This is a genomic window from Peristeroidobacter soli (assembly GCF_004138485.1).
Lineage (GTDB): Bacteria > Pseudomonadota > Gammaproteobacteria > Steroidobacterales > Steroidobacteraceae > Steroidobacter > Steroidobacter soli.
In genome coordinates, this window is record NZ_RYEV01000005.1 from 593,511 (window position 1) to 616,933 (window position 23,423).

22 protein-coding genes are annotated in these 23,423 nt (G+C 63.1%); 20 read left to right on the forward strand and 2 right to left on the reverse strand.

Annotation, left to right across the window (positions count from 1 at the left end):
* Positions 1 to 128 precede the first annotated feature (128 nt).
* The 10 genes from EKO19_RS24095 (at position 129) to EKO19_RS24140 (ending at position 11,947) form a co-directional block, all read left to right on the forward strand.
* Complete coding sequence (locus tag EKO19_RS24095) at positions 129 to 1,943, forward strand: DUF2341 domain-containing protein (protein ID WP_129779340.1); 1,815 nt, start codon at positions 129 to 131, stop codon at positions 1,941 to 1,943.
* On the forward strand, positions 1,943 to 2,350 hold the full coding sequence (locus EKO19_RS24100; RefSeq protein ID WP_129779342.1) for an ExbD/TolR family protein: 408 nt from the start codon (positions 1,943 to 1,945) through the stop codon (positions 2,348 to 2,350). Before EKO19_RS24095 ends, EKO19_RS24100 begins: the two co-directional genes overlap by 1 nt.
* Positions 2,351 to 2,363: 13 nt before the next feature.
* Positions 2,364 to 2,993, forward strand: coding sequence for a TonB C-terminal domain-containing protein (locus EKO19_RS24105; RefSeq protein ID WP_129779344.1), 630 nt, complete (start codon positions 2,364 to 2,366; stop codon positions 2,991 to 2,993).
* Positions 2,994 to 3,031: 38 nt separating this feature from the next.
* Entirely contained in the window at positions 3,032 to 4,699 is a 1,668-nt protein-coding gene (locus EKO19_RS24110) for a putative porin (protein ID WP_157995414.1), read from the forward strand.
* A 24-nt stretch (positions 4,700 to 4,723) separates the two neighbouring features.
* Positions 4,724 to 5,368 (forward strand): hypothetical protein, encoded by a 645-nt coding sequence (locus EKO19_RS24115; protein WP_129779348.1) that lies wholly within the window; start codon positions 4,724 to 4,726, stop codon positions 5,366 to 5,368.
* A gap of 11 nt (positions 5,369 to 5,379) precedes the next feature.
* Positions 5,380 to 7,803, forward strand: a complete 2,424-nt coding sequence (locus tag EKO19_RS24120) for a tetratricopeptide repeat protein (RefSeq protein ID WP_129779350.1) — start codon at positions 5,380 to 5,382, stop codon at positions 7,801 to 7,803.
* A gap of 5 nt (positions 7,804 to 7,808) precedes the next feature.
* Positions 7,809 to 8,540, forward strand: coding sequence for a DsbC family protein (locus tag EKO19_RS24125; protein WP_129779352.1), 732 nt, complete (start codon positions 7,809 to 7,811; stop codon positions 8,538 to 8,540).
* A 447-nt stretch (positions 8,541 to 8,987) separates the two neighbouring features.
* A complete protein-coding gene (locus tag EKO19_RS24130) occupies positions 8,988 to 9,800 on the forward strand; it encodes a VPLPA-CTERM sorting domain-containing protein (protein WP_129779354.1) in 813 nt (270 codons plus the stop codon).
* A gap of 94 nt (positions 9,801 to 9,894) precedes the next feature.
* Positions 9,895 to 11,523 (forward strand): hypothetical protein, encoded by a 1,629-nt coding sequence (locus EKO19_RS24135; protein WP_129779356.1) that lies wholly within the window; start codon positions 9,895 to 9,897, stop codon positions 11,521 to 11,523.
* A 163-nt stretch (positions 11,524 to 11,686) separates the two neighbouring features.
* Positions 11,687 to 11,947 (forward strand): hypothetical protein, encoded by a 261-nt coding sequence (locus tag EKO19_RS24140; protein ID WP_129779358.1) that lies wholly within the window; start codon positions 11,687 to 11,689, stop codon positions 11,945 to 11,947.
* Positions 11,948 to 12,054: 107 nt separating this feature from the next.
* Here the strand turns inward: EKO19_RS24140 and EKO19_RS24145 are convergent, their stop codons facing one another.
* Positions 12,055 to 12,951, reverse strand: coding sequence for an SdiA-regulated domain-containing protein (locus tag EKO19_RS24145; RefSeq protein WP_129779360.1), 897 nt, complete (start codon positions 12,949 to 12,951; stop codon positions 12,055 to 12,057).
* Positions 12,952 to 12,978: 27 nt separating this feature from the next.
* Entirely contained in the window at positions 12,979 to 13,644 is a 666-nt protein-coding gene (locus EKO19_RS24150; protein ID WP_217705546.1) for a lamin tail domain-containing protein, read from the reverse strand.
* 350 nt (positions 13,645 to 13,994) lie between these two features.
* Between EKO19_RS24150 and EKO19_RS24155 the strand changes: the two genes are divergently transcribed.
* The 10 genes from EKO19_RS24155 to EKO19_RS24200 all read left to right on the forward strand — a co-directional run bounded on the left by EKO19_RS24155 (position 13,995) and on the right by EKO19_RS24200 (position 23,416).
* Positions 13,995 to 14,747, forward strand: a complete 753-nt coding sequence (locus tag EKO19_RS24155; protein ID WP_129779363.1) for a DUF4114 domain-containing protein — start codon at positions 13,995 to 13,997, stop codon at positions 14,745 to 14,747.
* A 243-nt stretch (positions 14,748 to 14,990) separates the two neighbouring features.
* Positions 14,991 to 15,533, forward strand: a complete 543-nt coding sequence (locus tag EKO19_RS24160; protein WP_129779365.1) for a ribbon-helix-helix domain-containing protein — start codon at positions 14,991 to 14,993, stop codon at positions 15,531 to 15,533.
* A 5-nt stretch (positions 15,534 to 15,538) separates the two neighbouring features.
* Positions 15,539 to 16,078, forward strand: a complete 540-nt coding sequence (locus tag EKO19_RS24165) for a VPLPA-CTERM sorting domain-containing protein (protein WP_129779367.1) — start codon at positions 15,539 to 15,541, stop codon at positions 16,076 to 16,078.
* A gap of 103 nt (positions 16,079 to 16,181) precedes the next feature.
* Positions 16,182 to 16,763, forward strand: a complete 582-nt coding sequence (locus EKO19_RS24170; RefSeq protein ID WP_129779369.1) for a polysaccharide biosynthesis/export family protein — start codon at positions 16,182 to 16,184, stop codon at positions 16,761 to 16,763.
* A gap of 35 nt (positions 16,764 to 16,798) precedes the next feature.
* The gene (locus tag EKO19_RS24175; RefSeq protein ID WP_129779371.1) at positions 16,799 to 17,938 is read left to right on the forward strand and encodes a hypothetical protein; all 1,140 of its coding nucleotides are present in this window, start codon (positions 16,799 to 16,801) and stop codon (positions 17,936 to 17,938) included.
* Between the two features lie 53 nt (positions 17,939 to 17,991).
* Complete coding sequence (locus EKO19_RS24180; protein WP_129779373.1) at positions 17,992 to 19,674, forward strand: GumC family protein; 1,683 nt, start codon at positions 17,992 to 17,994, stop codon at positions 19,672 to 19,674.
* 10 nt (positions 19,675 to 19,684) lie between these two features.
* Positions 19,685 to 20,515: a CpsD/CapB family tyrosine-protein kinase gene (locus tag EKO19_RS24185; protein WP_129779375.1), complete on the forward strand. Its 831-nt coding sequence runs from the start codon at positions 19,685 to 19,687 to the stop codon at positions 20,513 to 20,515.
* Positions 20,516 to 20,612: 97 nt separating this feature from the next.
* Positions 20,613 to 21,410, forward strand: coding sequence for a WecB/TagA/CpsF family glycosyltransferase (locus EKO19_RS24190; RefSeq protein WP_129779377.1), 798 nt, complete (start codon positions 20,613 to 20,615; stop codon positions 21,408 to 21,410).
* The gene (locus EKO19_RS24195) at positions 21,407 to 22,132 is read left to right on the forward strand and encodes an FkbM family methyltransferase (protein ID WP_129779379.1); all 726 of its coding nucleotides are present in this window, start codon (positions 21,407 to 21,409) and stop codon (positions 22,130 to 22,132) included. The genes EKO19_RS24190 and EKO19_RS24195 overlap by 4 nt, the downstream gene beginning before the upstream one ends.
* Positions 22,133 to 22,138: 6 nt before the next feature.
* Positions 22,139 to 23,416, forward strand: coding sequence for a glycosyltransferase family 4 protein (locus EKO19_RS24200; RefSeq protein WP_129779381.1), 1,278 nt, complete (start codon positions 22,139 to 22,141; stop codon positions 23,414 to 23,416).
* The last annotated feature ends 7 nt before the right edge of the window (positions 23,417 to 23,423 follow it).

Sequence of the window (23,423 nt, forward strand, 5' to 3'; positions counted from 1 at the left end):
AAATTCATAGTGTATTTGTCACGAAATCATCACGTCGGATCGAAATAATTCCGGCCGCGGTTCGCTGGCTGCGAAGCGCACATCACTAAATACATCGTCGTTTAGACCAAGCCGAGACGCCCAATCCCGTGCGCAAGTTACTTGCAGTGCTGTTCTGTTGTCTGCCGATGGCGAGTCACGCCTGGTGGAATGACGAGTGGAATTTCCGCAAGGAAATCACCTTTGATTCGACCCCCGCGGCCGCCGACATCGCGGCGACGCCGGTGGATGTGCCGGTGCTGATTCGCCTGCACCTCGGCAACTTCGGCTATTTCGGCGACACGCAGCCCGACGGCAGCGACATGCGCGTGGTGGCGGGCGATGACAAGACGCCGCTGAAATTCCACATCGAGCGTTACGATCCCACCAATCAGATGGCGTTCATCTGGGTACGCGTGCCGCGCATCGCCGGCGCCAGCAACGCCGAAAAGATCTATCTCTACTACGGCAATCAGAAGGCCACGACGGCGCCGCCGGCTGCCGATACCTACGACGCCACGCAGGCGGCGGTTTATCACTTCGGTCCGGACGACGCGGCGCTCGCCGACAGCACGGCCAACGACAACGACGCGGCCTCGTCGACTGCTGAAATGACACCGGCTTCCTTGATCGGGGGCGGCGCGAAGTTCGCGGGCAGCTCGGTCATCAGCAAGCCGTCGACTGCGTCGCTGCGCCTGATTCCCGCCAAGGGCGGCACGCTGTCCGCCTGGGTGCGCATCGACCAGCCGCAAGGCAATGCTCAAGTGGTCGGCCTGGATGATCAGGGCAAGCGTTGGGTCATCGGCATTCGTGGCGCGCAGGTTTATTCCGCGCTGACCGGCGCGAGTGGAGAGGTCGAGGCGCTGAGCCCGGAGCAGATCGCGACCGGTGCCTGGCATCACGTCGCCGCGACGGTGGGCGGCGGCAAATTGATTCTGTTCGTCGACGGCAAGGAAGCAGCGAACGTGGCTGCGCAGCCGGTCGAGGTCGCTGGTACGTTGAACATCGGCAACAGCACCGCGGGCAACAGCGGCCTGGTCGGTGAAGTCGACGAAGTGCAGGTCGCCAACAGTGCGCGTGCACCGGAATGGATCGCGGCCTCGGCGAAGGCACAAGGCCAGGAATCGCCGCTGGTGGTGTACGGCGCCGACGCACAGAAAGAAGGCGGCGATGTTTCCTATTTCAAGGTGACGATGCAGAACGTCACCGTCGACGGCTGGGTGGTCATCATCATTCTGGCCATCATGTTCGTGATCGCGTTGCTGGTCATGATCGCCAAGGCGCTGTACCTGTCCAAGATCAAGAAACAGAACGCCGCGTTCCTGAAGGAATATCAGGCCATGCACGGCGATCCGACTGCGCTGGATCACGAAGAGAGCAAGGACGAGGCGGGCGATGCCGCGCTGGATGAATCGCCGTTCATGCCGCACTTCGGCGAGAAGGGCGAAGCGAAGTTCAAGTTCTCCACTCTGTATCGTCTGTATCACCACGGCGTGCAGCAGATGGTCGGACGCGTCGGCTTGAAGTCGGCGGGCGCCCGCGCGGCGACGACGCTCACGCCGCAGTCGATCGAAGCGATCCGCGCCACCATGGACGCCACCATGGTGCGCATGACACAGAAACTACAGTCGCAGATGGTGTTGCTCTCCATCGCCATCGCCGGCGGTCCGTTCCTGGGTCTGCTCGGCACGGTCGTCGGCGTGATGATCACGTTCGCGGCCATCGCGGCCAGCGGCGACGTTAACGTCAACGCGATCGCACCTGGTATCGCCGCAGCGCTGGCCGCGACCGTCGCCGGCCTCGGCGTCGCGATCCCGGCCTTGTTCGGCTACAACTGGTTGAACACGCAGATCAAGGAAGTGAACGCCGACATGCGCGTGTTCGTCGACGAGTTCGTTACGCGAGTCGCGGAGCACTACAGCTAATGTCTGCATCAGCCGAAGAGAAAGACGTATACGACGAGATCAACATCACCCCGATGCTCGATCTCGCGTATGTGCTGCTGGTGATCTTCATCATCATGACCACCGCGTCGGTTCAGGGCATCAAGGTGAACCTGCCCAAGGCGAGCGAGACGCCGGCGCTGGCGAAGCCTAAAACCAAGGCGATTTCCATCACCGCCGACGGCACGGTCTATCTCGACACGTATCCAGTCACGCTGCCGGAGCTCGAGAATCTGCTGCGTCAGTATAAGGCCCAGGATCCGGAGCTGCCGGTGATCATCAAAGCCGACTCCACGATTCAGTATCAGAAGGTGGTCGACGTGCTCGACCTGGTGGGACGGCTGGAGATCACCCAACTCGGCCTCGTGACGCAGCGACTGGTCAAGTAGCGGAAGGCGTGTTGTGAACAAACACCGCTGGCAACGCTACGTGCCGCTCGCCGCCGGCACGGTCATTGTGCTCGTGGTCGGTGTGCTGCTGATCAAGTTCGTGATGAACCTGATGGCGCAGAAGCCAGAGGGGCCGCAGCGTCAGGTGGCGCAGGTGGTGAAGATCGTGCGACCGCCCGAGGATCAACCGCCGCCGCCGCCGCCGCCACCGGAAGAGAAGATCGAGGAGCCGCTCGAACAGCAGGAGCCGGACCAGGCCCCTGAAGAAGCTGCGCCTGCCGAGAGTCTGGGCGTGGATGCCGAGGGTAGCGCCGGCGGCGACGGCTTCGGTCTCGCCGCTCGCAAGGGCGGTCGCGATCTGGTCGGCACGGGCACGGCGCCGTTTCGCTGGTACACCGATCTGGTCGCGAAGAGTCTGGAAGGCTGCTTCTCTGAAGACGAAGCGGTCCGGCGCGGCAGTTACAAGGTCGACGTGAAAGTGCAGGTCGACAAGGACGGCACCATGCACGTGCTCGACCTGGTCGGCAGCTCGGGTAACACCGCGATCGATACGGCGATCCGTAACCGCAAGGGCTGCAACATCGGTCAGGGCCGGCCGGTGGAAGTGCCGGCGCTGGCGACGGTGCGGGTCACCTCGCGCTGACAAACATATTTGCGAATTGGCATTACAAGAGAATGGGAATGTCGAACCGAACCCGATTGAGCGTGACGATCGCCGCCATCCTGGCGTGCGCCGCTCACAGCACCGCGTCCGCGCAGACCAGCGAAACGCAATCGCTGCAGGAGCTGCGTAACACCGTCATCAATCTGCTGGACGGCCTGGTGAAGCGCGGCGTGATCACGCGCGAGCAGGCGGAGCAGATGGTCGCCGACGCGCAGTCGAAGGCTGAGACCGATGCCAAGGCGAAGGCCGACGTCGACGCGGCGGAGAAAGATGCCGTGCGCGTCACTTACGTCCCGCAGATCGTGCGCGATGAAATCAGCAAACAAGTGCGCGCCGAGTTGAAGCCGGAAGTCACCAAGGAAGTGCTCGCCCAGGCCAAGGAAGAGAAGTGGGGCGTGCCGGGCGCGCTGCCGGACTGGGTCAGTGGCATGCAGCTGTTTGGCGACATCCGGCTGCGTGAGGAGCGCTATGACCAGGAAATGCCGACCGTGCCGTCGGACTGCGGGCTGGGGCCGGATTTCTGTGTGCTCGACTACCAGGCCATCAATGAGGCCGGCGGCATCGCGGTCAATGACCTGAGCAGCATCTATCGAAATATCACCACCGAGCGGGTCCGCACGCGCGTTCGCTTGCGCGCCGGGCTGAAGGCTCAGGTCAGCGATGGCATCACCGCCGTCGTGCGTCTGGCCACGGGCAATCCCGGCGATCCGGTGTCGACCAATCAAACGCTCGGTCAGTACGGCAGCCGCTTCGACATCGCGGTCGATCAGGCTTATCTGCGCTTCGACGCCGGCGCTCATTCGGAGCTGCCATGGATGACGGTGTATGGCGGTCGCAATCCGAACCCGTTCGTGTCCACCGATCTGGTATGGGATGCCGATCTGAACTTCGACGGCGTCGCCGGCACGTGGCGACTCGGCTTCGGCGGCGCAGGCGCCGAGCCCAGCTATGCATTCATCACCGCGGGCGCGTTCCCGCTTCAGGAAATCGAGCTGAGCACCGATGACAAGTGGCTGTACGCCGGACAGCTGGGCGTGGATTGGTCGTGGGCGGATCGTGCGCGCTTCAAGTTCGCCGCGGCTTATTACTACTTCGAGAACATCACCGGCATCCGTAATCCGGTGCTCGACAGCCGGGTGTTCGATTACACCGCGCCCAAGTTCATGCAGAAGGGCAACACGCTGTTCGACATCCGCAACGACAACAACACGTCCACTTATCTCTTTGCGCTGGCCACCGAGTATCACCTGGCGAATGCCACCGCGATGCTCGAAGTGCCGATGGGAAGTTACAAGTTGTTCGTGACCGGCGACTACGTGCGCAACCTCGGTTATGACGAGAGCCAGGTGCTGGCGATCGCAGCGGTGGATCGCACGACGGATGGCCGGGAGCGTAGCACGGGCTATCAGGGCGAGATCGGTTTCGGTACGGCTCGCACCGGCAGCCGCGGCGACTGGCGTGCGTACGTCGCTTACAAACATCTCGAGCGCGACGCGGTGGTCGACGCGTTCACGGACTCCGACTTCAATCTCGGCGGCACCGACGCCAAGGGTTATGTGTTGCGCGCCGACTGGTGGTTCCGAAATCGAGCCGCGCTGTCGTTGCGTTACATCAGCACCAAGTCCATCGACGCGGTGCCGGTGAACGTGGACACCGCGATGCTCGACATCAACGGTTCGTTCTAGGACTTGCGTTAGGAGAGACCGATCATGACCGTTCTGTCACGACTGACGCTGGGCGCTTTGAGCTTGCTGCTGGCATCCGGCGCCATGGCGCAGGTACAGCGCAGCGGCAACGACAATGCTCGCGTCATGCAGCAGCTTCAGCAGCTCACGGCGGAGAAGGCCGCGATGCAGGCCGAGAACACCAAGCTCAAGACGGATGTGGACAACCTGAAGGCGCAGCTGGCCAGTGCCGCTGCGGCGTTGTCCGCTTCGGAGCAGCGTGCGAAGAAGGTTGCAGCCGGAGCAACGGCCAAGGAATCGGCGGCCGCGCAGGAGCTCAACGACGCGTTGACTCGCAATCGCTCGCAGATGCAGGAACTCGTGACCCGGTATCGCGAGACTGGCGAGACGCTGAAGACGGTCGAAACCGAGCGCGACAAGTTGCGCGCGGAGACCTCGACTCAGCAGCGCGACCTCAAGACCTGCGTCGATCGCAACGCCGGCATGTATCTGCTGACCGATGAGATTCTGCGCAAAGTCGAAGACCGTGGCGTGTGGAGCTCGCTGACCGACAAGGAGCCGTTCACCAGGATCAGCCGCACCCGCCTGGAAAATCTGATCGACGATTACCGCTATCGGGTCGACGAGCTGCGGGTCAAGGACAAGACCGCGGTGGCTCCGGCGAATTGAGAGAGGTTGCCATGACGATTTCACGCCTGGTCCGATGGACGGCGATCGTTGCCACGGTCGTCGCATCCGCAGCCTGCAGCAATGGCGAAGCGCGCAAGGTCGGTTATCTGGAGCGCGGCGAGAAATATTTCGCCGCAGCGAATTACGACAAGGCTCGTATCGAAGCACGCAACGCGTTGCAGATCGATCCGAACTACGTCGAGGCGCGTTATCTCGCCGGTCGCGTGGCGGAGAAAAAGGCCGAGATTCGTGAAGCGGCGGGTAACTACCAGGCCGTGCTCGACGTGAATCCGAAGTTCAGTCCGGCACGCGCGGCGCTGGCCCGGTTGCTGCTGTTCGGTGGCATGCCCGACAAGAGCCTGGAGCTGGTCGAGGCCGGCCTCAAAGACGATCCGCAGAACGCCGCGCTGTTGACCGTGCGCGGCGCCGTGCAGGCACAGCGGGGACTCATCCCCGCGGCGCTTGAAGATGCCGAGACCGCCATCAAGGTCGCGCCCAACGATGAGTTCACCATCTCGCTGCTGGCGTCGCTGTACAAGCAGAGCGCTCGTCTGGACAAGGCCATCGAAGTGATCAATCGCGGGCTCGAACAGCTGCCGAAGAATGTCGAGCTGCGCATCGTGCTGGCCGATCTGGAAGCGAGCCGTGAGAACTATGCCGCCGTGGAGCAGCAGCTCAAGCAAGTCGTGACACTGGAGCCGAAGAGTTTCTCGCACCACGCCCGTCTGGCGCGGTTCTATCTGTCCCGCAAGGATCTGCCGAAGGCCGAGGCTACCTGGCGCGACGCCATTGCCGCGGTGGCCGACGGCAAGAGCGAGCGCAAGGGCAGCGATATCGCGCCCAGGCTCGCGCTGATCGATCTGCTCTGGTCGCAGCGGGGCGAGGAGGCGGGCTTGCAGGAGATGCAGGCCATGATGGCCAAGGACCCCAAGGATGCCGAGCTGAAGCTGGCCATCGGCGGCTATCTGGAAAAGCAGGGCAAGGCCGACGAAGCCGAAAAGCTGTATCAGGAGGTGTCGAAGGCCGACGACAAGGATGCGCAGGGATTGAATGCGCGCACTCGCCTGGCCTCGCTGTACCTGAAGCGCAATGACATCGAACGTGCCCAGTCCTTGATCAATCAGGTGCTCGAAGAGAATCCGCGTGACAACGATGCACTGGCTCTGCGTGCTAACCTCGCATTACAAAAAGGCGATACCAGCACGGCCATCACCGATCTGCGCGCCGTGTTGCGCGACCAGCCGAATTCGACGCCGGTAATGCGGGCGCTGGCGCAGGCCCATCTGAAGAACAATGAAGTCGCGCTCGCGGAAGAAACATTGCGCAGCGCCCTGCAAAGCAATCCGAGCGAGGCGCCGACGCGCAAGGCGCTGGCTCAGCTGCTGTTGCAACAAGGCAAGGCGGACCAGGCGCGACTCATCCTGGATCCGGTCGCCGGCATGCAAGGACTGAGCGACGATCCGGAGATTCTGGACGCGCAGTTCAAGGCGCAACTGGCGACCAGGGATTTCGCTGCCGCTCAGCAAACAGCGGAGAAGGCCCAGCAGTTGCGACCCAAGGCAGCGATGGGCTGGTATTACGCGGGTCTGGTGGCGGAAACGCAGAAGAATGCCGAGCTCGCGCGCCAGAACTATGAAAAGGCGTTGGAACTGCAACCGCAAGTCAACGAGCCGCTGACCGCGCTGGTGCGTCTGGATGCAGTCGCGAAAGACAACAAGCGAGCACTCGCACGCCTCGCGACCGCCATCGAGCGCACACCGAACAACGCCGTGGCACACAATCTGCGCGGCGAGCTGCTCATCGCCGAACGCCAGCCGGATGCAGCGATCGGCGCGTTCGAAACGGCGATCGAGCATGCCCCGGAGTGGTGGATGCCGTATCGGGGGCTGGCGTTGGCGCAGTTGTCACAGAAACAGAACGACGCGGCGGTCGCTGCGTTCCAGCGCGGTATCGAGCGCACCAAGGCAGGCGCTCTGTCCATCGATCTTGCGGCGCTATATGAGCGTGCCGGCAAGCCCGATGACGCGATCAAAGTTTATGAGCAATGGGTGAGCCGCGAGCCCAAGTCGTCGCTCGCCAACAGAAACCTGGCGATGCTGTTGTTGAACTATCGCGAAGACCGCACCAGCGTGCAGCGCGCGACCCAGCTGGCGGAGAGTCTGGCGAATTCCAACGATCCGGCCGCGCTCGAGATTCGCGGCTGGGCCAAGTACAAGAACGGCGATTTCCAGGGCGCGGTGAACCTGCTGCGTGACGCTGCGTCCAACAGCAAGGAGTCCGCGACGGTTCGCTATCACCTCGGCATGGCGCAGCTGCGAGCGGGCGACAAGGCCGGCGCGCGGGAAAGCCTGCAAGCCGCGCTCGACCACGGCAAGCCGTTCTTCGGTATCGACGAGGCGCGCGCCACGCTCGATCAGCTCAAACAATCCGGTTGAAGATCATGAACAAGATTTTTCCGATCGCGCTCACAGTGCTGGGCGCGATGTATTCGGCTGTGCTGCCCGCGGCCGACGATGTGGCCACGACACTGCGGAAAACGCTGGCGGAGCGCTTTCCCGACATCAAGGTCGAGCGCGTCGGGCCGTCGGTGTTGCCCGGCCTGTACGAAATCGTCACCCCGAGCGAGATCGTTTATTCCGACGCCAGGGGCGACCATCTGGTGCTCGGCCAGATCATGGATGTGAAGACGCGCGAGAACCTGACGCAGACGCGCTGGAACGAGCTCAACAAAGTGGACTTCAATGCGCTGCCGTTCGAGCAGGCCATCAAACTGGTCAAGGGGCAGGGGCGGCGCAAGTTCGCGATCTTCGAGGATCCGTTCTGTCCGTTCTGTCAGGAGCTCGAGAGAACGCTGGAGAGCCTCGACGACGTGACCGTTTATATCTTCCTGTACCCGCTGGAAGGCTTGCATCCGGGCGCCTCGGATGCGGCACGCGACATCTGGTGCGCGAGCGACCGCGCGGCGGCGTGGAGCAACTGGATGTTGAACAAGAAAGCACCGCCCGAGGCGGCGAATTGCAAGGACACGCCGGTCGCGAACCTGGTGGCGCTGGGCGAGAAGCTGCGCATCAACTCCACGCCGACCCTGTTCTTTCCGGACGGCTCGCGCGTCCCCGGCGCGATCGCGCTCGATAAATTAGAAACAAAGATCGCCGCGACCAACAAACGGTAGTAAATGCCGGCGCGCGTCGGGAGTCTTTACGCTCGCGACGCGTGTGTCATACGTTTGTTCTCCATCCTGCCGCGTTTGTCATACGCGATGCGCGCGTTATACAAATTGTTCACTACGCAGTAACAAACAATTCCTAGATTGCTCAGGCGTGGTGCGCGACGTGCGGTCAAGCACGTGTGTCACACACCAGGGTCGATGAACGTGGCTGAAGTCGCAAAACGTTAAAGCGGCGTTCAAAGGCGAGACATGGCGCATCGTTAGATTTCCAGTATCGAAAGAACACGAGGTCGATCCGCCTCAACGCAGGCGAGGCAGGCAGGAAGCCGTCTTTGAATCGGGTGGCGCGCTTTGGCGGCGTGCGTAGGGCATGCCAGGGACTGCAAGGGCGCGTGTTGTTTTCAGGCGGATCGCAAGATCCATTTCTCACTAGGCTAGGGGACTTATCTCATGAAATTTTCTTTGAAGCAGATTGTTGCGGCGAGCACGCTGCTGGCGGCCTCGACCGCGGCACTCGCCGACGTGACGGTGCCGGCGGGCTACGGCAACTCCGCCACGGCTCCGGCGGGTTTCACCACCAATACGGACACCGATGGCGGCGTGGTGTTCCATCTGTTCAACACGGGCGACACCATCCTCTCGGTGAGCTACTACCTGGGTCTGGATCTGTCCGAGTTCACGTTCGACGAGACCAATCAGGCGGGTCTGTCGCTCAGCTGGACGATCAACCCGGCAACGTATGCCGGAGCCGATCTGTCGCAGATGCAGTGGGGCGTGGTTGCTGGCGATAACGGCAGCCAGAACACCGCTGGTTCGACCCGCTTGCTGAGCACCGTGGCCAACGGCTCCGTGACCAACCTGATCAACACCAACATCATCACGGCGGCCGCGCTGGTCGACAACTCGTACAACGGCGCCAACGAAGACGACAGCCCGCTCGATCGCAACACGCTCGCTGGCACGCGCGACACCCGCGCCGTGCTCGGCAACTTCGGTATCGCCGGCTTCGACTGGACGGCGGACGCGAGCGATGCCGATGCCACGTTGGCGATGTACCTGTACGCCCAGAACGGTGGTCGTAACCAGGGTAACAACCCGACCATCCAGACGCAGTATGCAGGCGTGTGGTCGTTCGATGCCGCCACGGGCGTGCTGAACTACTCCGTCGCTGCCGCTCCGGTCCCGCTGCCGGCTGCTGCCTGGTTGCTGCTCTCGGCCCTCGGTGGCCTGGGCGCGGTTAGCCGCCGTCGCGTCGCTGCCTGATCGATCTGTCGAATCGGGGAGCGACCGCAGCCGCGGCGCTCCCCTCCGAATCCTCTCTCTTCTCTCTGTCCACATCGATCCACGGAGAATCGTGATGAAAACTTCCCTCAAGGTTGCTGTCGCCGGCGCCTTGGCGCTGGCTGGCGCCAACGCCCTCGCAACGTCCCCGGCCGACATCCAGGCCGCCGCTGCCAACGGCACGCTGGTGACGCTGTACGTCAGCGGCGCCACCGCGACCGACGGCGCGCTCGAAAATCTGTTCAAGCTCGACGACCCGAACGTCCGCGTCTGCGTGCCCGACACGCTCGACATCTACTACTACCGCTCCACCAGCTCGGGCACGCCGTCTCAGCGCGCGCTGACCTGCACGGCTGCTTTCAGCGGCACTGGCATCGTTTCCGGCACGACCAAGCTCGCGCTCCTGAAGGAGTCGGCGGGTGGTTCGGCCAACGGCATCGTGCAGCCGGCGAACCTGCCGGGCACCCCGCAGCTGCAGTTCATCGACCTGTCCGCCGCGACCCTCCCGACCGCTTGCGCGACGGTCACCACCAGCTCCGGCTTGACGCTGCCGACCGGCACGGGCCATTTCAACACCCGTGATTGCGGCGCGACCAGCACCACCGCGTCGACCGTCGTTCGCACCGCCCGCACTTCTCAGGCCGGTATCTCGGACGTCGATCCGACCACCTTCGTCGGCACCGGTGGCGTGACCGCTGCTCATGACGCCGCGCTGACCCGCAAGCGCACGTCGGTCGCCGTGACGTTCAACCCGATCGTCAGCGTGCCGCTGTTCACCGTTCTTCAGCGCGCCTACGGCACGATCACGGACAACGACCTCGAATCGACCAGCAGCCTGGCCTCGATTCCGTCGCTGCCGAGCTCGGTGCTGCGTGCGGTGTTCAACGGCACGTCGGTGCTGAATGCCAACGAGATCAACCTGAACGGCCAGAACCTGGCTGATCACATCGGCTCGGTCGGCGGCTTCGATGACAGCGGTGATATCTATATCTGCCGTCGCGGCGATACCTCGGGCACGATGACCAGCTTCAAGCTGCACTTCCTGAACCAGGGCTGCAGCAAGACGCCGTCCACCACCGTTCTGTTCGTCGCTCCGGACACCGCCAGCTGCCAGACCTCGGGCTGCACCTGGAACAGCACCACGTATGGCAACGACTACGTGTTCGCCGGTGCGGGCTCGGGCGATGTGCGCCAGTGCATCGACTATCACACCACGCAGGGCCGTCTGGCGATCGGCATCGCCAGCACCGAGTCCAAGCCGGGCACGACTCAGAACACCCGCTTCCGTTACATCAAGGTGGACGGCGCGGAGCCGACCCTGAAGGCCACGATCGAGGGCCGTTACAGCTTCTTCACCGAGAACACTTTCAACGACCGCTTCCCGAGCACCTCGGCCAGCGGCTCGCAGACTCTGTGGGACAAGCTGTACGCCTCCATCGGCAACCCGACGGCGATCTCCGAGCTGAACCGTCCGTGGCGCACCTCGGCGGCGCTGACGCTGCCTGGCGCTTCGGATACTGGCGAAGCCGACACCGGCATTCTGGATACGGCCTCTTCGGCCAATGCCGTGGCCATCAACACGATGTTCAACGATCACACGATCACTGGCGGCGAAGTGCGTGCTACGCCGATCAACAGCCAGACTCGTCAGACGTTGAGCGGCCAGGCCAACAACTGCAATCCTCCGTACCAGGCTTATCCGTAATCCGGATCGGCTGCAGACGGAACAGTTGAGCTGCAAGCAGGCGGCGCCACTTCGGTGGCGCCGCTTCTTTTTTGACATCTCTTTTTTATTTAGCGCGCGGCAATGATGTCGCAATGATCGTTGGTTACGTTATGCCCGCGTCCAAATCCAACAAGAGCCCGACGTGAACCGATCTTTGCTCAGCGGCCGCAGCCAGCAGCGGCTCATCGAGTTGCATCGTGCCGCCAACGTCGCCATGCAGGAGTTGAATCAGCACCATAGTCTGCTGATCGGCGCGCTGCTGGGTTGTGACAACGCCACGCAGCGGATCATGCTCGACGAGCATCGCGCCATCTCGGCGGCTGCGGTCGAGGCGCTGTTGAAATTGGGAACGTTCCTGAATCATTGCCGGATCGCCGAGACCTCGGTCGATTCCACTACCTGAGCCGGTCCCCACGGTGTCCCCCGATCCCGATCGGTTGGACATCGCTTACTCCGGCCCCCACCAGGATTGGCGGAGGCCGGAGTTTTTTTGTTTTATCGATTCACGGATTATTTTTTGCGGCGGCCGAAACCGGCCACGCCGGCGATGCCCGACAGCAACAGCCACGCGGCGGCCGGCAGCGGTACCGGCGTCGGCGTGAGGATATACATGTTCGGGGTTTCGTCGACGATGTAGATCACGCCGTTACGGTCGATGGTCACGCCTTCGGCGGAGTCGGTGATGCCGGCCAGGCTGTACATGCTGAGCACGGTACCGGTGCGGCTCACTTCGAGCAGGCGCGCCGACTCCTGGCTGTAGATCAGCAGATTGCCGTAGTCCGCCGACGAAGGATCCAGCACCGTCGACAGCACCTGCACGTCCGACAGATCGGACAGGCCGAGGCTGGCGGGATCGAACAGCGAAGTCACATTGGCGGTGCCGGAAGTGCCGGTGCCGAAGTTGAGGGTCGCGGCATTCACTTGCTGCGGGGTCTTTTCCTTGACGACGACGTACTGGCCGGTGCTCGGATCGTACGAAATGCCCTCGAGACCGACGTTGCCGACGGTCACGCCGAGCGACGCGGAGGCGAGGCTGGCGCGAGAGACGGCGCCACCGGCGTTGTACGTCAGCACATAAGCGTCCTGCAGACGCTCTTCGACGACCACGAAGCGGCCACCGCCGATGTATGTGAGACCTTCGGTGTCGTCGAAGCCGACCAGCGACATGGAGCTGAGCAGTGTGCCGTTGCGATCGACTTCGACGATGGCGTCGCCTTCGTCGCCGACCACGAACAGCGAGTCACGGTCCCAGTTCCACGTCACCGCGGAGGCCTCGGAGGCCGGACCGGCCGGCAGGCCGACCGTGCGAGTGAGTTGATAGTTGGCGAGATCGATCGACGCGACCTGCGCGCCGGCGAGCGCCGGTGCCAGCAGCACGGCCGACGCGATCAAAGAACGAATCTTCATGAGTATCTCCTCCCGAGACGGCTTGAATCAGGCGCGACGGCGGAAACCGGCCAGACCGGCGACACCGGACAACAACAGCCACGCGGCGGCCGGCAGCGGCACCGGAGCGGGGGCGAGCGCGAATGTGCCGGGGTTGCCGACGTCCACGTTGTTGAGGTCCACGTACGAGCCGTACACGTCGCCGAGCGACGAGAAGACCCAGCCGAGCGCGCTGTTGGTGCCGAGCACGTCCAGGCTCAGCGGATTGCCGCTGACGTTCTGGGCGCGGATCGAGCCGGGGATGTTCTGATCGCCGTAGCTGAGGCGGTCGACCAGCAGGCCGGCGCCGTCATAGAGATTGATCTGGTCGTTGCGGCCGAGGTTGGTGGTGTTGTTGCCGATCACCTTGACTGAGCTGTCGAGGTTCCACACCGAACGGAAGGAGGCGGCGCTGGCCTCGGTGAGGATCACGGATTCACCCGGATTCACCAGGCCGAAGGCGCTCAGATTAACGGTGCGGGGATTGTTCGAGTCGTCATCGAAGCTCCAGCCGGTGAAATCGACGGCGCTGGTGCCGAGGTTGGTGAACTCGATGTACTCGCCGGTGGTGCCGTTGCCGTTGTACATCCATTCGGTGATGTAGACCTGGGCGGAGGCGAGCGGGGCGAAAGCGGCGGCGCTCAGCGCGGCGCCGGTGAAAATAAACTTACGCAAGCAAGAAACATTCATGGTCGAGCCTCGTCATATATTCGTATTGAAAAGTGTCATGCGGCGCTGAACACACCGCCGCGAGACGACCGTACGAAACCGCTGTTGCGTGACAATTAAGAATACGAACGACAAGCGCGACACCGTCGTATGTCACTCGCGTTGCAGAAGCTCCAGGGATGACGCAGCAGACGCTCGCAAGTCCTTGTCTGACGATGTTTGTACTTTCGCGCGACTATCGTGGCGCAACGGTACTGCAAGATTGCCGTAAAGGTTTCAACCTGGCATAACGTCGGTTTAATTCACAAAACGCATGCTGCCGCCATCGATAAGTAACAATCGGGTGGAGAGCGGGTGTGACGAACAGGTTTTCCAGATTGCAGCTCGTTTCGCTGGCCGCCCTGGGATTGGCGGCCGCTCAGGCGAATGCGCTGTGTACCTTCGATGGCTCCGCTGAGCCGTCCCTGCAGGGAAGCTTCAACTCTTTGCTCGGCGCCAACACGCTGAGCGCCACGGCTTCATGCCTGGACGATGGTGACGATGCGGCGTGGACCACGGTGGGCTCGATCGGACAGATCGACATCATGCTGGAGCTCGCCGGCAACGCCGACACCAACGTGTTCGGTGTCTACGATCTGAACAATCCGAACGCACGTCTGTCGATTTTCGACGGCGCCGCCTCGGCGGGCGATCAGGCCATCCTGCGGTTGCGCCAGACGGTCAACGGCTGGCGGGTCAGCGTGCAGGAAGTCGGCGCGACCACCTGGGCGCACCAGTTCATTTCCACGTCGGCTTTCGGTTTCTATCTGAGCGTGCAGGGTGAAGGCACGTTCTATAGCCAGACCGCGCACAACGCCGACGGCGTCGATCACATGTATGCCTATCAGGGCACGGGCACACCGTTCCTGAGTGGCCCGCTCGCGGGCGAGTTCTTCAGCCGCCAGGATTACATCCTCGCGTGGGAAGACCTGCTCGGCGGCGGCGATCGCGACTATCAGGACTTCGTCGCGGTCGTGCAGGACATCACTCCGGTGCCGCTGCCGACGGCGGTGTGGCTGCTGATTTCCGGGCTGGTCGGCCTGGCGGGGGTGTCGCGCCGGACCGCTTGAAGAGCAAATGGAGTTTGCTGGATAGCCCCGAGGCGTTCTGATTCTCTTTAAGGAGATCAGGATGCCGCGGTAAAAACAAACTACCCGGTCAACGGGAAAGCGGAGGCCAGGCCTGGCACTCCGCCGCCAGTGCTTGCGTCACGCTTTCATCATTTGTTCAAAGTCCTGTCACTTGCCTACCGGAGTATTCCCGACCGCGGCCACGCCGGTCGCACCTAACGTGTAGCGCAGGGGACAACAACCATGGACAGCCGCAAGCAGGCCGTCTCGATTCGCATGAGCGCAGCTGATATCCGCAGCGTCAAGCGGCTGGCTGAGCGGCTCGGAGTTCGTGATTCAGATGTCATACGTTTCGCGGTCAAGGTGATGCTGGGGCGGCTGGCGCCGTTGCATGACCTGGGCGTGCGAGGCAAGAGCCTGGTGCCGGTGTTCGTCGAATCGGGCACCGACATCTTCCGTCATTTCGAGCTCGACGCCCTGCGTCTGGACTCGATCATCAATCAAGGCGCCGATCCGGACGCGCGCGTCGACTCGGACGACATTCAACTCATCGCGATGAGCGGCATCCAGCAGTCGTACGCCAAGCTGCGCCTGTCGAGCATCAGCCACAACTACAACCAGGGGCAGGCCAGGAGCGCCGCCAGCCCCGTCATCGATAAAGCGGGCCGGGCCGGCAAGCCCGGAGAAGAAGACGAGCTGGGCAACAGCTTGCGCAAGTATCTGTACGAAAAGTACGTCTACCGAAACAACAACGGCGGGCTGCGCTCGCCGGTCGAACTGGAGTGAAGCATATGAAGGGTGTATTCAAGTTTGCCGCCATCGCCTCGCTGGTGCTGGGTCTGTTCACGATGTCGATGGCCGCGCGTGCCGAGCACGTGCAGGCCGAAACGCCGTGGTTCTCCGGCGTGCCGCTGGAGTCGCTGGTCAAAGGTCCGATCGGGGACTCGATCAACTCGACCCTGGTGCTGTGGGGCACGAGCCTGTCGGTCAATGCATTGAGCGCGCCGAGTGCCGGCCAGGTCACCGTGAAACTCACCGATTTCGAGTTTCCGAGCCCGCTGCAGTCGTTGTCGCTGCTGGTGACGGATTTGAACGGCTTCTGGAAGAAGATCGACGGCGGCACCGGTGCCGATGGCCTGATCTTCGATCTGACCGGCCCGGCGAACCTGTTCGTCGCCGTGTTCGCGCAGACCACCGACAAGTACACGCCGGGTGTCTACAACCTGCAGGCGAGCTTCTCGCCGGTGCCGTTGCCGGCCGCCGCGTGGCTGCTGCTCTCCGGCCTGGGTGGTCTCGCCGCGTTCCGCCGCAAGCGTCTGCTCGATCGATAACTCACATATATAAGAGTGAAAAGCGCGGGCGGCCGACCCGGTGGCCGTACCGCGCTTTCTTGTGCCTGGTCTGTCTTGCTTTTGAAATTCAGCGGTCATACGAATGCGTCGCCCCAATACTGTCATCTTCCATCGATACGCTCTCGCGCTGTTACTCACGCTCTGCGCGCACATCGGTCTGGTGCAAGCCGACGAGCCCGAGCCGTATCGCATTCAGCCCGGAGATGTCTTGATGGTTTCGGTGTGGAAGGAAGAGGCGCTGATGGCGGAGGTGCTGGTGCGCCCCGACGGCGGCATGTCCTTTCCGCTGGTCGGCGATGTGCGTGCGTCTGGCCGCACCGTCGAAGAAGTGCGCGCTCAGGTCAACGAGCGCCTGAGCAAGTTCATTCCCGATCCGTCGGTCACGATCGCGGTCAAGCAGATCGGCGGCAACCGGGTTTATGTGATCGGCAAGGTCAATCGGCCCGGGGAATTCACCTTCAGCCGGCCGCTCGATGTAATGCAGGCGCTGAGCATGGCGGGCGGTGCGACTTCATTTGCTTCGCTCGACGACATCCAGATCCTGCGTCGTGACGACAATGGCAAACAGTCGGCGCGGCGCTTCCGCTACAGCGAGGTCGAGCGTGGCCGCAGTCTGGATCAGAACATTCTGCTGAAGAGCGGCGACACCGTCGTGGTGCCGTAACGGACATGCTGCGAGCGGGGACGCAACTGACGTGTATGGCGCTGTGCTCGGCGAGCGCGGCGCTGTTCGCTCAGCAGGCTTCAGCCGCTGAGTGGCGCGTGATGCCGTCCGCCTACGTCGGCACGTCGTATGCCGAAAATCCGCGCTTGCGTGTCGATGACAACGATTCCGTGTCGGGCGCCATCGGCGAGTTGAAGGCGAGCCTGCAACGCGTGACTGAGCGATCGGAGCTGAGCTTGCGGCCTCGCTTCGTTGCTGCCCGCTACAGCGACGATGAATCGCTCGACAGCGACGATCAATTCGTCACCGGCGGCTATCGCTGGATGGGTGAGCGCTCCGAATACAACATCGAGCTCGGCCTGACCCGCGACACGACGCTGACCAGCGAGCTGGGCTCGACCGGCCTGGTGGATTCCAACCGCCGCCATCAAACCGGCACCTTCACGGTCGCGCCGAAAGTGATGTTCACCGAGCGGGTCAGCGGCGGCCTGCAAATGTATCTGGCCGACAACCGGTATATCGACGCCGATGCCACCGGCCTGGTCAATTACCGGTACGGCGCGCTGTCGCTGTTCTCCTCGATCGTCTTGACTGACGCGGGCAGCTCCCTGACGGTCACCGCGCAAGCCGGCCGGCTGACGACCGAGGGCCTTTTCGCACAGGAGACGCGGGACGGCACCTTGCGGCTGGGCTGGAGTTTTCAGCCCTGGCTGCTGTGGTCGGCGTCGCTGTCGGCCGGTCCGTCGACCGTCGAAACGGCTCTCGCCAACGATACCGGCTGGGTGTTCGATGGCGAAATCAAACGACTGGGCGATCGCTGGTCGCTGACGGCGGCAGCGAGTCGCAACCAATCGCCGACCGGTCGCGGCGTACTCACGCGTCGTGACGAAGCGAAGTTGAGTTTCGATCGCGCGCTGACCGAGCGCTTGAGTGCGAGCATCGCGGCGCGCTGGATTCGCAGCGAGGACTTGCTGCCGCAGCAGGGCAGGGTCAAGGCGTATCAAGCGGATTTCGCCCAACTGAGCATGGCCACGAGCTGGCGTCTGTCGCGGGACTGGAGCCTGTCGTTGCAGCTGACGGGTAACACACAAGATTTCGAGCTCGCTACCGAGCGGGCCAATGGCTATCGAGCTTCATTCAACGTCCTATGGAACGGTCAACCTCAATCCCTGTGAATCCGCCGTCGCGGTCGCTGGCGGACTATCTCCTGGCGGTCCGGCGCCGGCGTGTGCCCGCGATCATCGCGGCGGCATCGATATTGATGGTCGCGGTGGCGGCGGCGATGCTGTGGCCGGCGACCTATCGCTCCACCGGCACCATCCTGATCGAACAGCAGGAAGTGCCGGTCGATCTGGTGCGCTCGATGGTGTCGAGCTATGCCGACCAGCGTCTGCAGGTGATCAGTCAACGCGTCATGACCTCCGAAAACCTGATGCGCATCATCGATCGCTATGAGCTGTATCCGGATCGTCGACGCAAGGATCCGCGCGAAGTGCTGCTCAGTCGCATGCGCGACGACGTGCATTTCTCGATGATCAGCGCCGACGTCGTCGACCCTCGCATGGGCCGTCCCACCAAGGCGACCATCGCGTTCTCGGTGAGCTACGACAGCCCCTCGCCGGTGCTGGCCGCCAAGGTCGCGAACGAGCTCGCCACGTTGTATTTGAACGAAAACCTCACCAGCCGGCGGCAGACCGCCGACGACACCGCCACGTTCCTGACCGCCGAAGGCGACCGGCTGAGCAAACAGATCGACGAGCTGGGCGGCAAGCTCGCGGTCTTCAAGGAACAGAACATCAACAATCTGCCCGAGCTGTCGCAGCTCAACATGCAACTGATGAATCGCGCCGAAGAGGAATTGCGCGAGACCGACACGCGCGTGCGCTCGCTGGATCAGCAGATCGTCTATCTCGATGCGCAGCTGGCGCAACTGACACCGACGGAGCAGCTCTACACGGAAACCGGGCAGCGCATCCTGTCGCCGGCCGACCGTCTCAAGACGCTGAAGTCGGAATACGCGCGCGCGACGGCGATCTACGCGCCGACGCACCCCGACATCCTGCGCATGAAGCGTGAGATCGACGGTTTGGAGAAGCAGGTGGGCCGCGTCGATACCGCCAACGATCTGGTTCGGCAGCTGGACGATGCCAAGAGCCAGCTCGCCGCGGCTCGCGAGAAATATGCATCGGACCATCCGGACGTTCAGCAACTGGAGCGTCTGGTGGCTTCGCTGGAAACGACGATGCGCAATGCGCCGCTGACCTCCGAGGCGGTGCGTGCCGATCCGGACAATCCCGCTTACATACAAGTGAGCGCTCAGCGTGAGGCGTCGGCCAACGAGCGCGCGGCGCTACAGAAAAAAACCGGGTTGTTGCGCGAACGGATCGCCGACTACGAGCGCCGGCTGTCGGCCTCCCCGGAAGTTGCACGCGAGTACAGCAGCATCATGCGAGAGCTCGAGAACGCGCAATTGAAGTACAGCGAAGTACGCCAGAAACAAATGGAAGCCACACTGGCCAAGAATCTGGAGACCGAGCGCAAGGGCGAGCGCTTCACCTTGATCGAGCCGCCGATGGCGCCTGAGCAGCCGGCCAGCCCGAATCGCAAGGCCATCGTCGCGCTCGGCGTGGTGCTGTCATTGGGCGCGGCGCTCGGCATGGTGTTGTTGCTCGAAGCTCTCGATACCAGCATCCGTGGCCGGCGTGACATCGAGGCCCTGGTCTCGGTGCCGCCGCTGGCGGTGCTGCCCTGGATCGAAACGCCGGCGGATCGTGCCGCCAGATCCAGGATCCGTCGTCTGTCGCTGGCGGGCGCGGCGACCAGCGTCGTGGCTGCGGTGGTGATGGTGCACTTCTTATATCGTCCGCTGGACGTGCTCTGGGCCGTGGCCTGGCGCCGCTTTTTCGGTTGAAGGTGATGACGTGGAACGTACGACTACTCCCCGAGCTGTTGATCTGACGACGTTCGCTCACCGCGAAGCGCGCGCCGAAGCGCCGGTGTCGGTCGTGCCGCCGCGCGCGGTCGCGACCGAGAACAACGTCGACTTCACCGATACCATCAAATTCAGCTCGCCGCTCGTCCAGTTCGACGGGCAAGACCGCGAGAACGCACGCATTCTGCCGCCCGGAGCGACCGGGCCGCATGGCGCCGCTTATAAGATGCTGCGCACCCAGGTGCTGCGCAAGCTGGATCAATTAGGCGCGAACTCGCTCGGGGTGATGAGCGCGCAGTCCTCCGAAGGCAAGACGTTGACCGCGATCAATCTCGCGATCGCCATCTCGGCGGATCCGGCACGCACCGTGTTGCTGGTGGATTTCGATCTGCGCAATCCCAACGTGGCCCGGCGCTTCTGTTATGAGCCCGCGGTGGGCGTGGATGATTGCCTGCGTCAGCGCCGTCCGGTGCAGGAAGCGATGTTCAAGGTTGCGGGCTACGATCGCTTGACCATCCTGCCGGCGCGCGAGCGGGTCGAGCATTCCTCGGAGCTGCTGTCGTCGCCGGCGATGGCCGATGTCATCAACGAGATGCGGATGCGCTACGCCAATCGCATCATCATTTTCGATGTGCCGCCGGTGTTGATGGCCGACGATGCGCTGGCGTTCGCGCGCTACATGCAGGCGGGGCTGCTGGTGATCGGTGAGGGCAAGACGCGCCGTGACGACGTTACTCGCACGTTCCAGTTGCTGCACGATCTGCCGTTCGTCGGCACGGTCCTCAACGGATCGCGCGAGCCGGTGCGCACGCCTTACTGACCGAGCGACGATGCCATTCACGCGTATGACATACACGTCACATCAGCGTCATTCCGCCTGGATACCGTGACGGGCCTCACGGTGCCGGAAGATCACGATGGCTGTCGTTTCTGAAACGCGATTGCCCGCGCGGCGGATGCTGGGCATCTCCATCGGCGTCGACAGCCTGGACTCGCTGCTGGATTCGGTGAGTCATGCCGTGCAGACCGGCACGGGCCCGTTCACCGTCGCTTGCGCCAATCCGCATTCGCTGGTGGTCGCACAACAGGATGAAACATTTCGCCGCGCGCTGCAGGCGTGCTCGGCGGTAGTGGCCGACGGCTCGGGTGTGACATTGGCCGCCCGCTTGCTGAAGCTGGAAGTGGGGCCGCGCATCACCGGGACGGATTTTTTCCTGGGCACGATGCAACGGCTCGATCGGGTCGGCGGCAAGGCTTTCTTTCTGGGATCGGTGGATCCCGTGCTGGAGCTGGTCAAACAACGCGTGGCGCGAGAGTTTCCTCGCGTGACGGTGGAAACATTGTCGCCGCCGTTCGGCATCTGGTCGGCCGAGCAGCAGGCCGAGGTCATGCAGCGGATTCGTGCTGCGAAGCCCGGCGTGCTCTGGGTGGGCATGACTGCGCCCAAACAGGAAAAGTGGATCCACGCGCATGTCGAAGAATGCGGCGTGCCGGTGGTCGGCGCGATCGGCGCGGTGTTCGACTACTACGCGGGCACGGTGCGTCGGGCGCCGCAGTGGATCTGCAAGCTCGGTTTCGAGTGGCTGTATCGATTGCTGGGGGAGCCGCGCCGGCTGTGGCGTCGAACCCTGGTTTCGGGGCCGCAGTTCGCCTGGCTGCTGTTGCGCGAACGGTTGCAGGCGGGTGGACAAAAAGAAAGGGTAGCGTGCGAATGAATGCCGCCTCCACGATGAAACGGGCCCTGCATCGACTCCAGCGCGATACCAGTCGGGCCATGGGCCGGGATGCGCTCACCGGGCTGCGGATTCAATCCCGTCACGATCTGGTGCGACTCGGCTCGGGCTACGGTGGCTGGATCGTGCCGTCGTCGGCGATCAATCCGCATTCGGTGTGCTACTGCGCGGGCGTGGGCGAGGATATTTCTTTCGACCTCGCGCTGATGGAACGTTTTGGATGTGAAGTGCACGCGTTCGATCCCACGCCGCGGGCCATCGAGTTCGTGCGCCGGACCGTCGCCGATGTGCGCGGCTTCCATTTCCATCCGGTCGGTCTCTGGGAACGGGATGAGCAACTGCGTTTCTACGCGCCGAGCGATCCCACGCACGTGTCGCATTCCGTGATGAATCTGCAGCAGACGGATTCTTTCTTCGAAGCGCCGTGTCGTTCCCTGCCATCGCTGATGAATGAGTTCGGCCATGCGCGCATCGATCTGCTGAAGCTCGACATCGAGGGCGCCGAGCAGCACGTGCTCGCGGCCATGCTGAAGGATGGCTTGATCGTCAAAGTGCTCTGTGTCGAGTTCGATGAGGCGACTCTGGAATGGACGCCGGAAAGAAAGCAGCGAATTGCCGCGACGGCCGAAGCGTTGCTCAGCCAGGGGTACCAGCTGGTCGCGCAGGAAGGACGCAGCAACTATACGTTCCTGCACGGGGAGTGAGCGCTCGTGGTCAGCACTACACGGCGCTTGAAAGTGCTGGTGTCCGCTTATGCCTGTCATCCTGAGCAGGGCTCCGAGCCGGGCGTCGGTTGGAACTGGCTGAAAGAGATCGCTCGTCATCACGACGTGTGGCTGCTGACCGAAGCGCAGCGATTCGCGCCCGCCACTGAGAGCGCCATTCAGACGGATCCACAACTGCGCGACGCCGTGAAGGTGATCGGTGTGCCACGCGAACGGCGCGCCGAGCGCTGGTTGAAAGCGCTCGCTTATTACCACACGTACGAGAAATGGCAGCGCGCCGCGCTCGCGCGCGCCCGCGAGCTGCATCGTCAGGTGGGCTTCGACGTGGTCCATCAGCTGAACATGATCGGCTATCGCGAGCCCGGGTTCCTGGGGTCGCTGGATGTGCCGTTTGTCTGGGGGCCGATCGGCGGCTTTGCGCAGATGCCCTGGCGATACCTGCATGCAATGGGGACGTCGGGCGCGGTATCGCTCGGCCTGCGTAACGTGGCCAATGAAATGCAGATGCGGCTCAGTCAGCGAGTGCGCACGGCGATGCAGGCCAGCGATGTATTGATTGCCGCAACGTCCGTGGATCGGGTCGCGATCGCGAAGTTGTATGGTCGGCAGGCGCCGGTCGTGCATGAGACCGGCACGGCCCCGGACCCCGAGCCGATCGTCCGCACGATTGCGCAGGGCGAGCCGCTGCGGGTCCTCTGGTGCGGACGCATGGTTCCGAGCAAGGCGGTGGGCGTGGCGGTGCGTGCCGTCGCGCGTGCCAGCCGGACGATTCCGATCGAATTTCATCTGTGCGGCGATGGGCCTCAACAACCGTTCGCTCGCGCGTTGGCACAGCAGCTCGGCATCGACGGGCTTTGTCATTTTCATGGGCAGGTGCCACGCGTCGCGGTCATCGATCGGATGCGCTCTTCCCACGTGCTGTTGTTCCCGAGCCTGAAGGAAGCAACGTCGGCGACCGTGCCGGAAGCGTTGGCAACCGGTTTGCCGGTGCTCTGTCACGACACCTGTGGACACGGCGACATCGTGACGGAGGAGGTGGGGGTTGGTGTGCCAGTCACAGATCCGCCACGAAGCGTCGAGGCATTCGCGGAGGCGCTCGTCTCTTTATCGCGCGAGCCCGAACGGCTGCGGGCCTGTTCGATCGCCGCGGCCCAAGGCGCGCCACGACTCGCGTGGTCTGCCAAGGGCGACGCGGCGGATGCCTGGTATCGCGAGGCGATCGAGAGTCGGCAGTCACGTGTGAACCGGGTATCTGCGGGCTGATCGACTC

Bases quoted from the DNA above. Each gene is read 5' to 3' on its own strand.
- EKO19_RS24135 (WP_129779356.1), top strand. From the start codon at position 9,895: ATGAAAACTTCCCTCAAGGTTGCTGTCGCCGGCGCCTTGGCGCTGGCT.
- EKO19_RS24110 (WP_157995414.1), top strand. From the start codon at position 3,032: ATGTCGAACCGAACCCGATTGAGCGTGACGATCGCCGCCATCCTGGCG.
- EKO19_RS24130 (WP_129779354.1), top strand. From the start codon at position 8,988: ATGAAATTTTCTTTGAAGCAGATTGTTGCGGCGAGCACGCTGCTGGCG.
- EKO19_RS24125 (WP_129779352.1), top strand. From the start codon at position 7,809: ATGAACAAGATTTTTCCGATCGCGCTCACAGTGCTGGGCGCGATGTAT.
- EKO19_RS24100 (WP_129779342.1), top strand. From the start codon at position 1,943: ATGTCTGCATCAGCCGAAGAGAAAGACGTATACGACGAGATCAACATC.
- EKO19_RS24115 (WP_129779348.1), top strand. From the start codon at position 4,724: ATGACCGTTCTGTCACGACTGACGCTGGGCGCTTTGAGCTTGCTGCTG.
- EKO19_RS24165 (WP_129779367.1), top strand. From the start codon at position 15,539: ATGAAGGGTGTATTCAAGTTTGCCGCCATCGCCTCGCTGGTGCTGGGT.
- EKO19_RS24175 (WP_129779371.1), top strand. From the start codon at position 16,799: ATGGCGCTGTGCTCGGCGAGCGCGGCGCTGTTCGCTCAGCAGGCTTCA.
- EKO19_RS24190 (WP_129779377.1), top strand. From the start codon at position 20,613: ATGGCTGTCGTTTCTGAAACGCGATTGCCCGCGCGGCGGATGCTGGGC.
- EKO19_RS24195 (WP_129779379.1), top strand. From the start codon at position 21,407: ATGAATGCCGCCTCCACGATGAAACGGGCCCTGCATCGACTCCAGCGC.
- EKO19_RS24145 (WP_129779360.1), bottom strand. From the start codon at position 12,951: ATGAAGATTCGTTCTTTGATCGCGTCGGCCGTGCTGCTGGCACCGGCG.
- EKO19_RS24160 (WP_129779365.1), top strand. From the start codon at position 14,991: ATGGACAGCCGCAAGCAGGCCGTCTCGATTCGCATGAGCGCAGCTGAT.
- EKO19_RS24170 (WP_129779369.1), top strand. From the start codon at position 16,182: ATGCGTCGCCCCAATACTGTCATCTTCCATCGATACGCTCTCGCGCTG.
- EKO19_RS24120 (WP_129779350.1), top strand. From the start codon at position 5,380: ATGACGATTTCACGCCTGGTCCGATGGACGGCGATCGTTGCCACGGTC.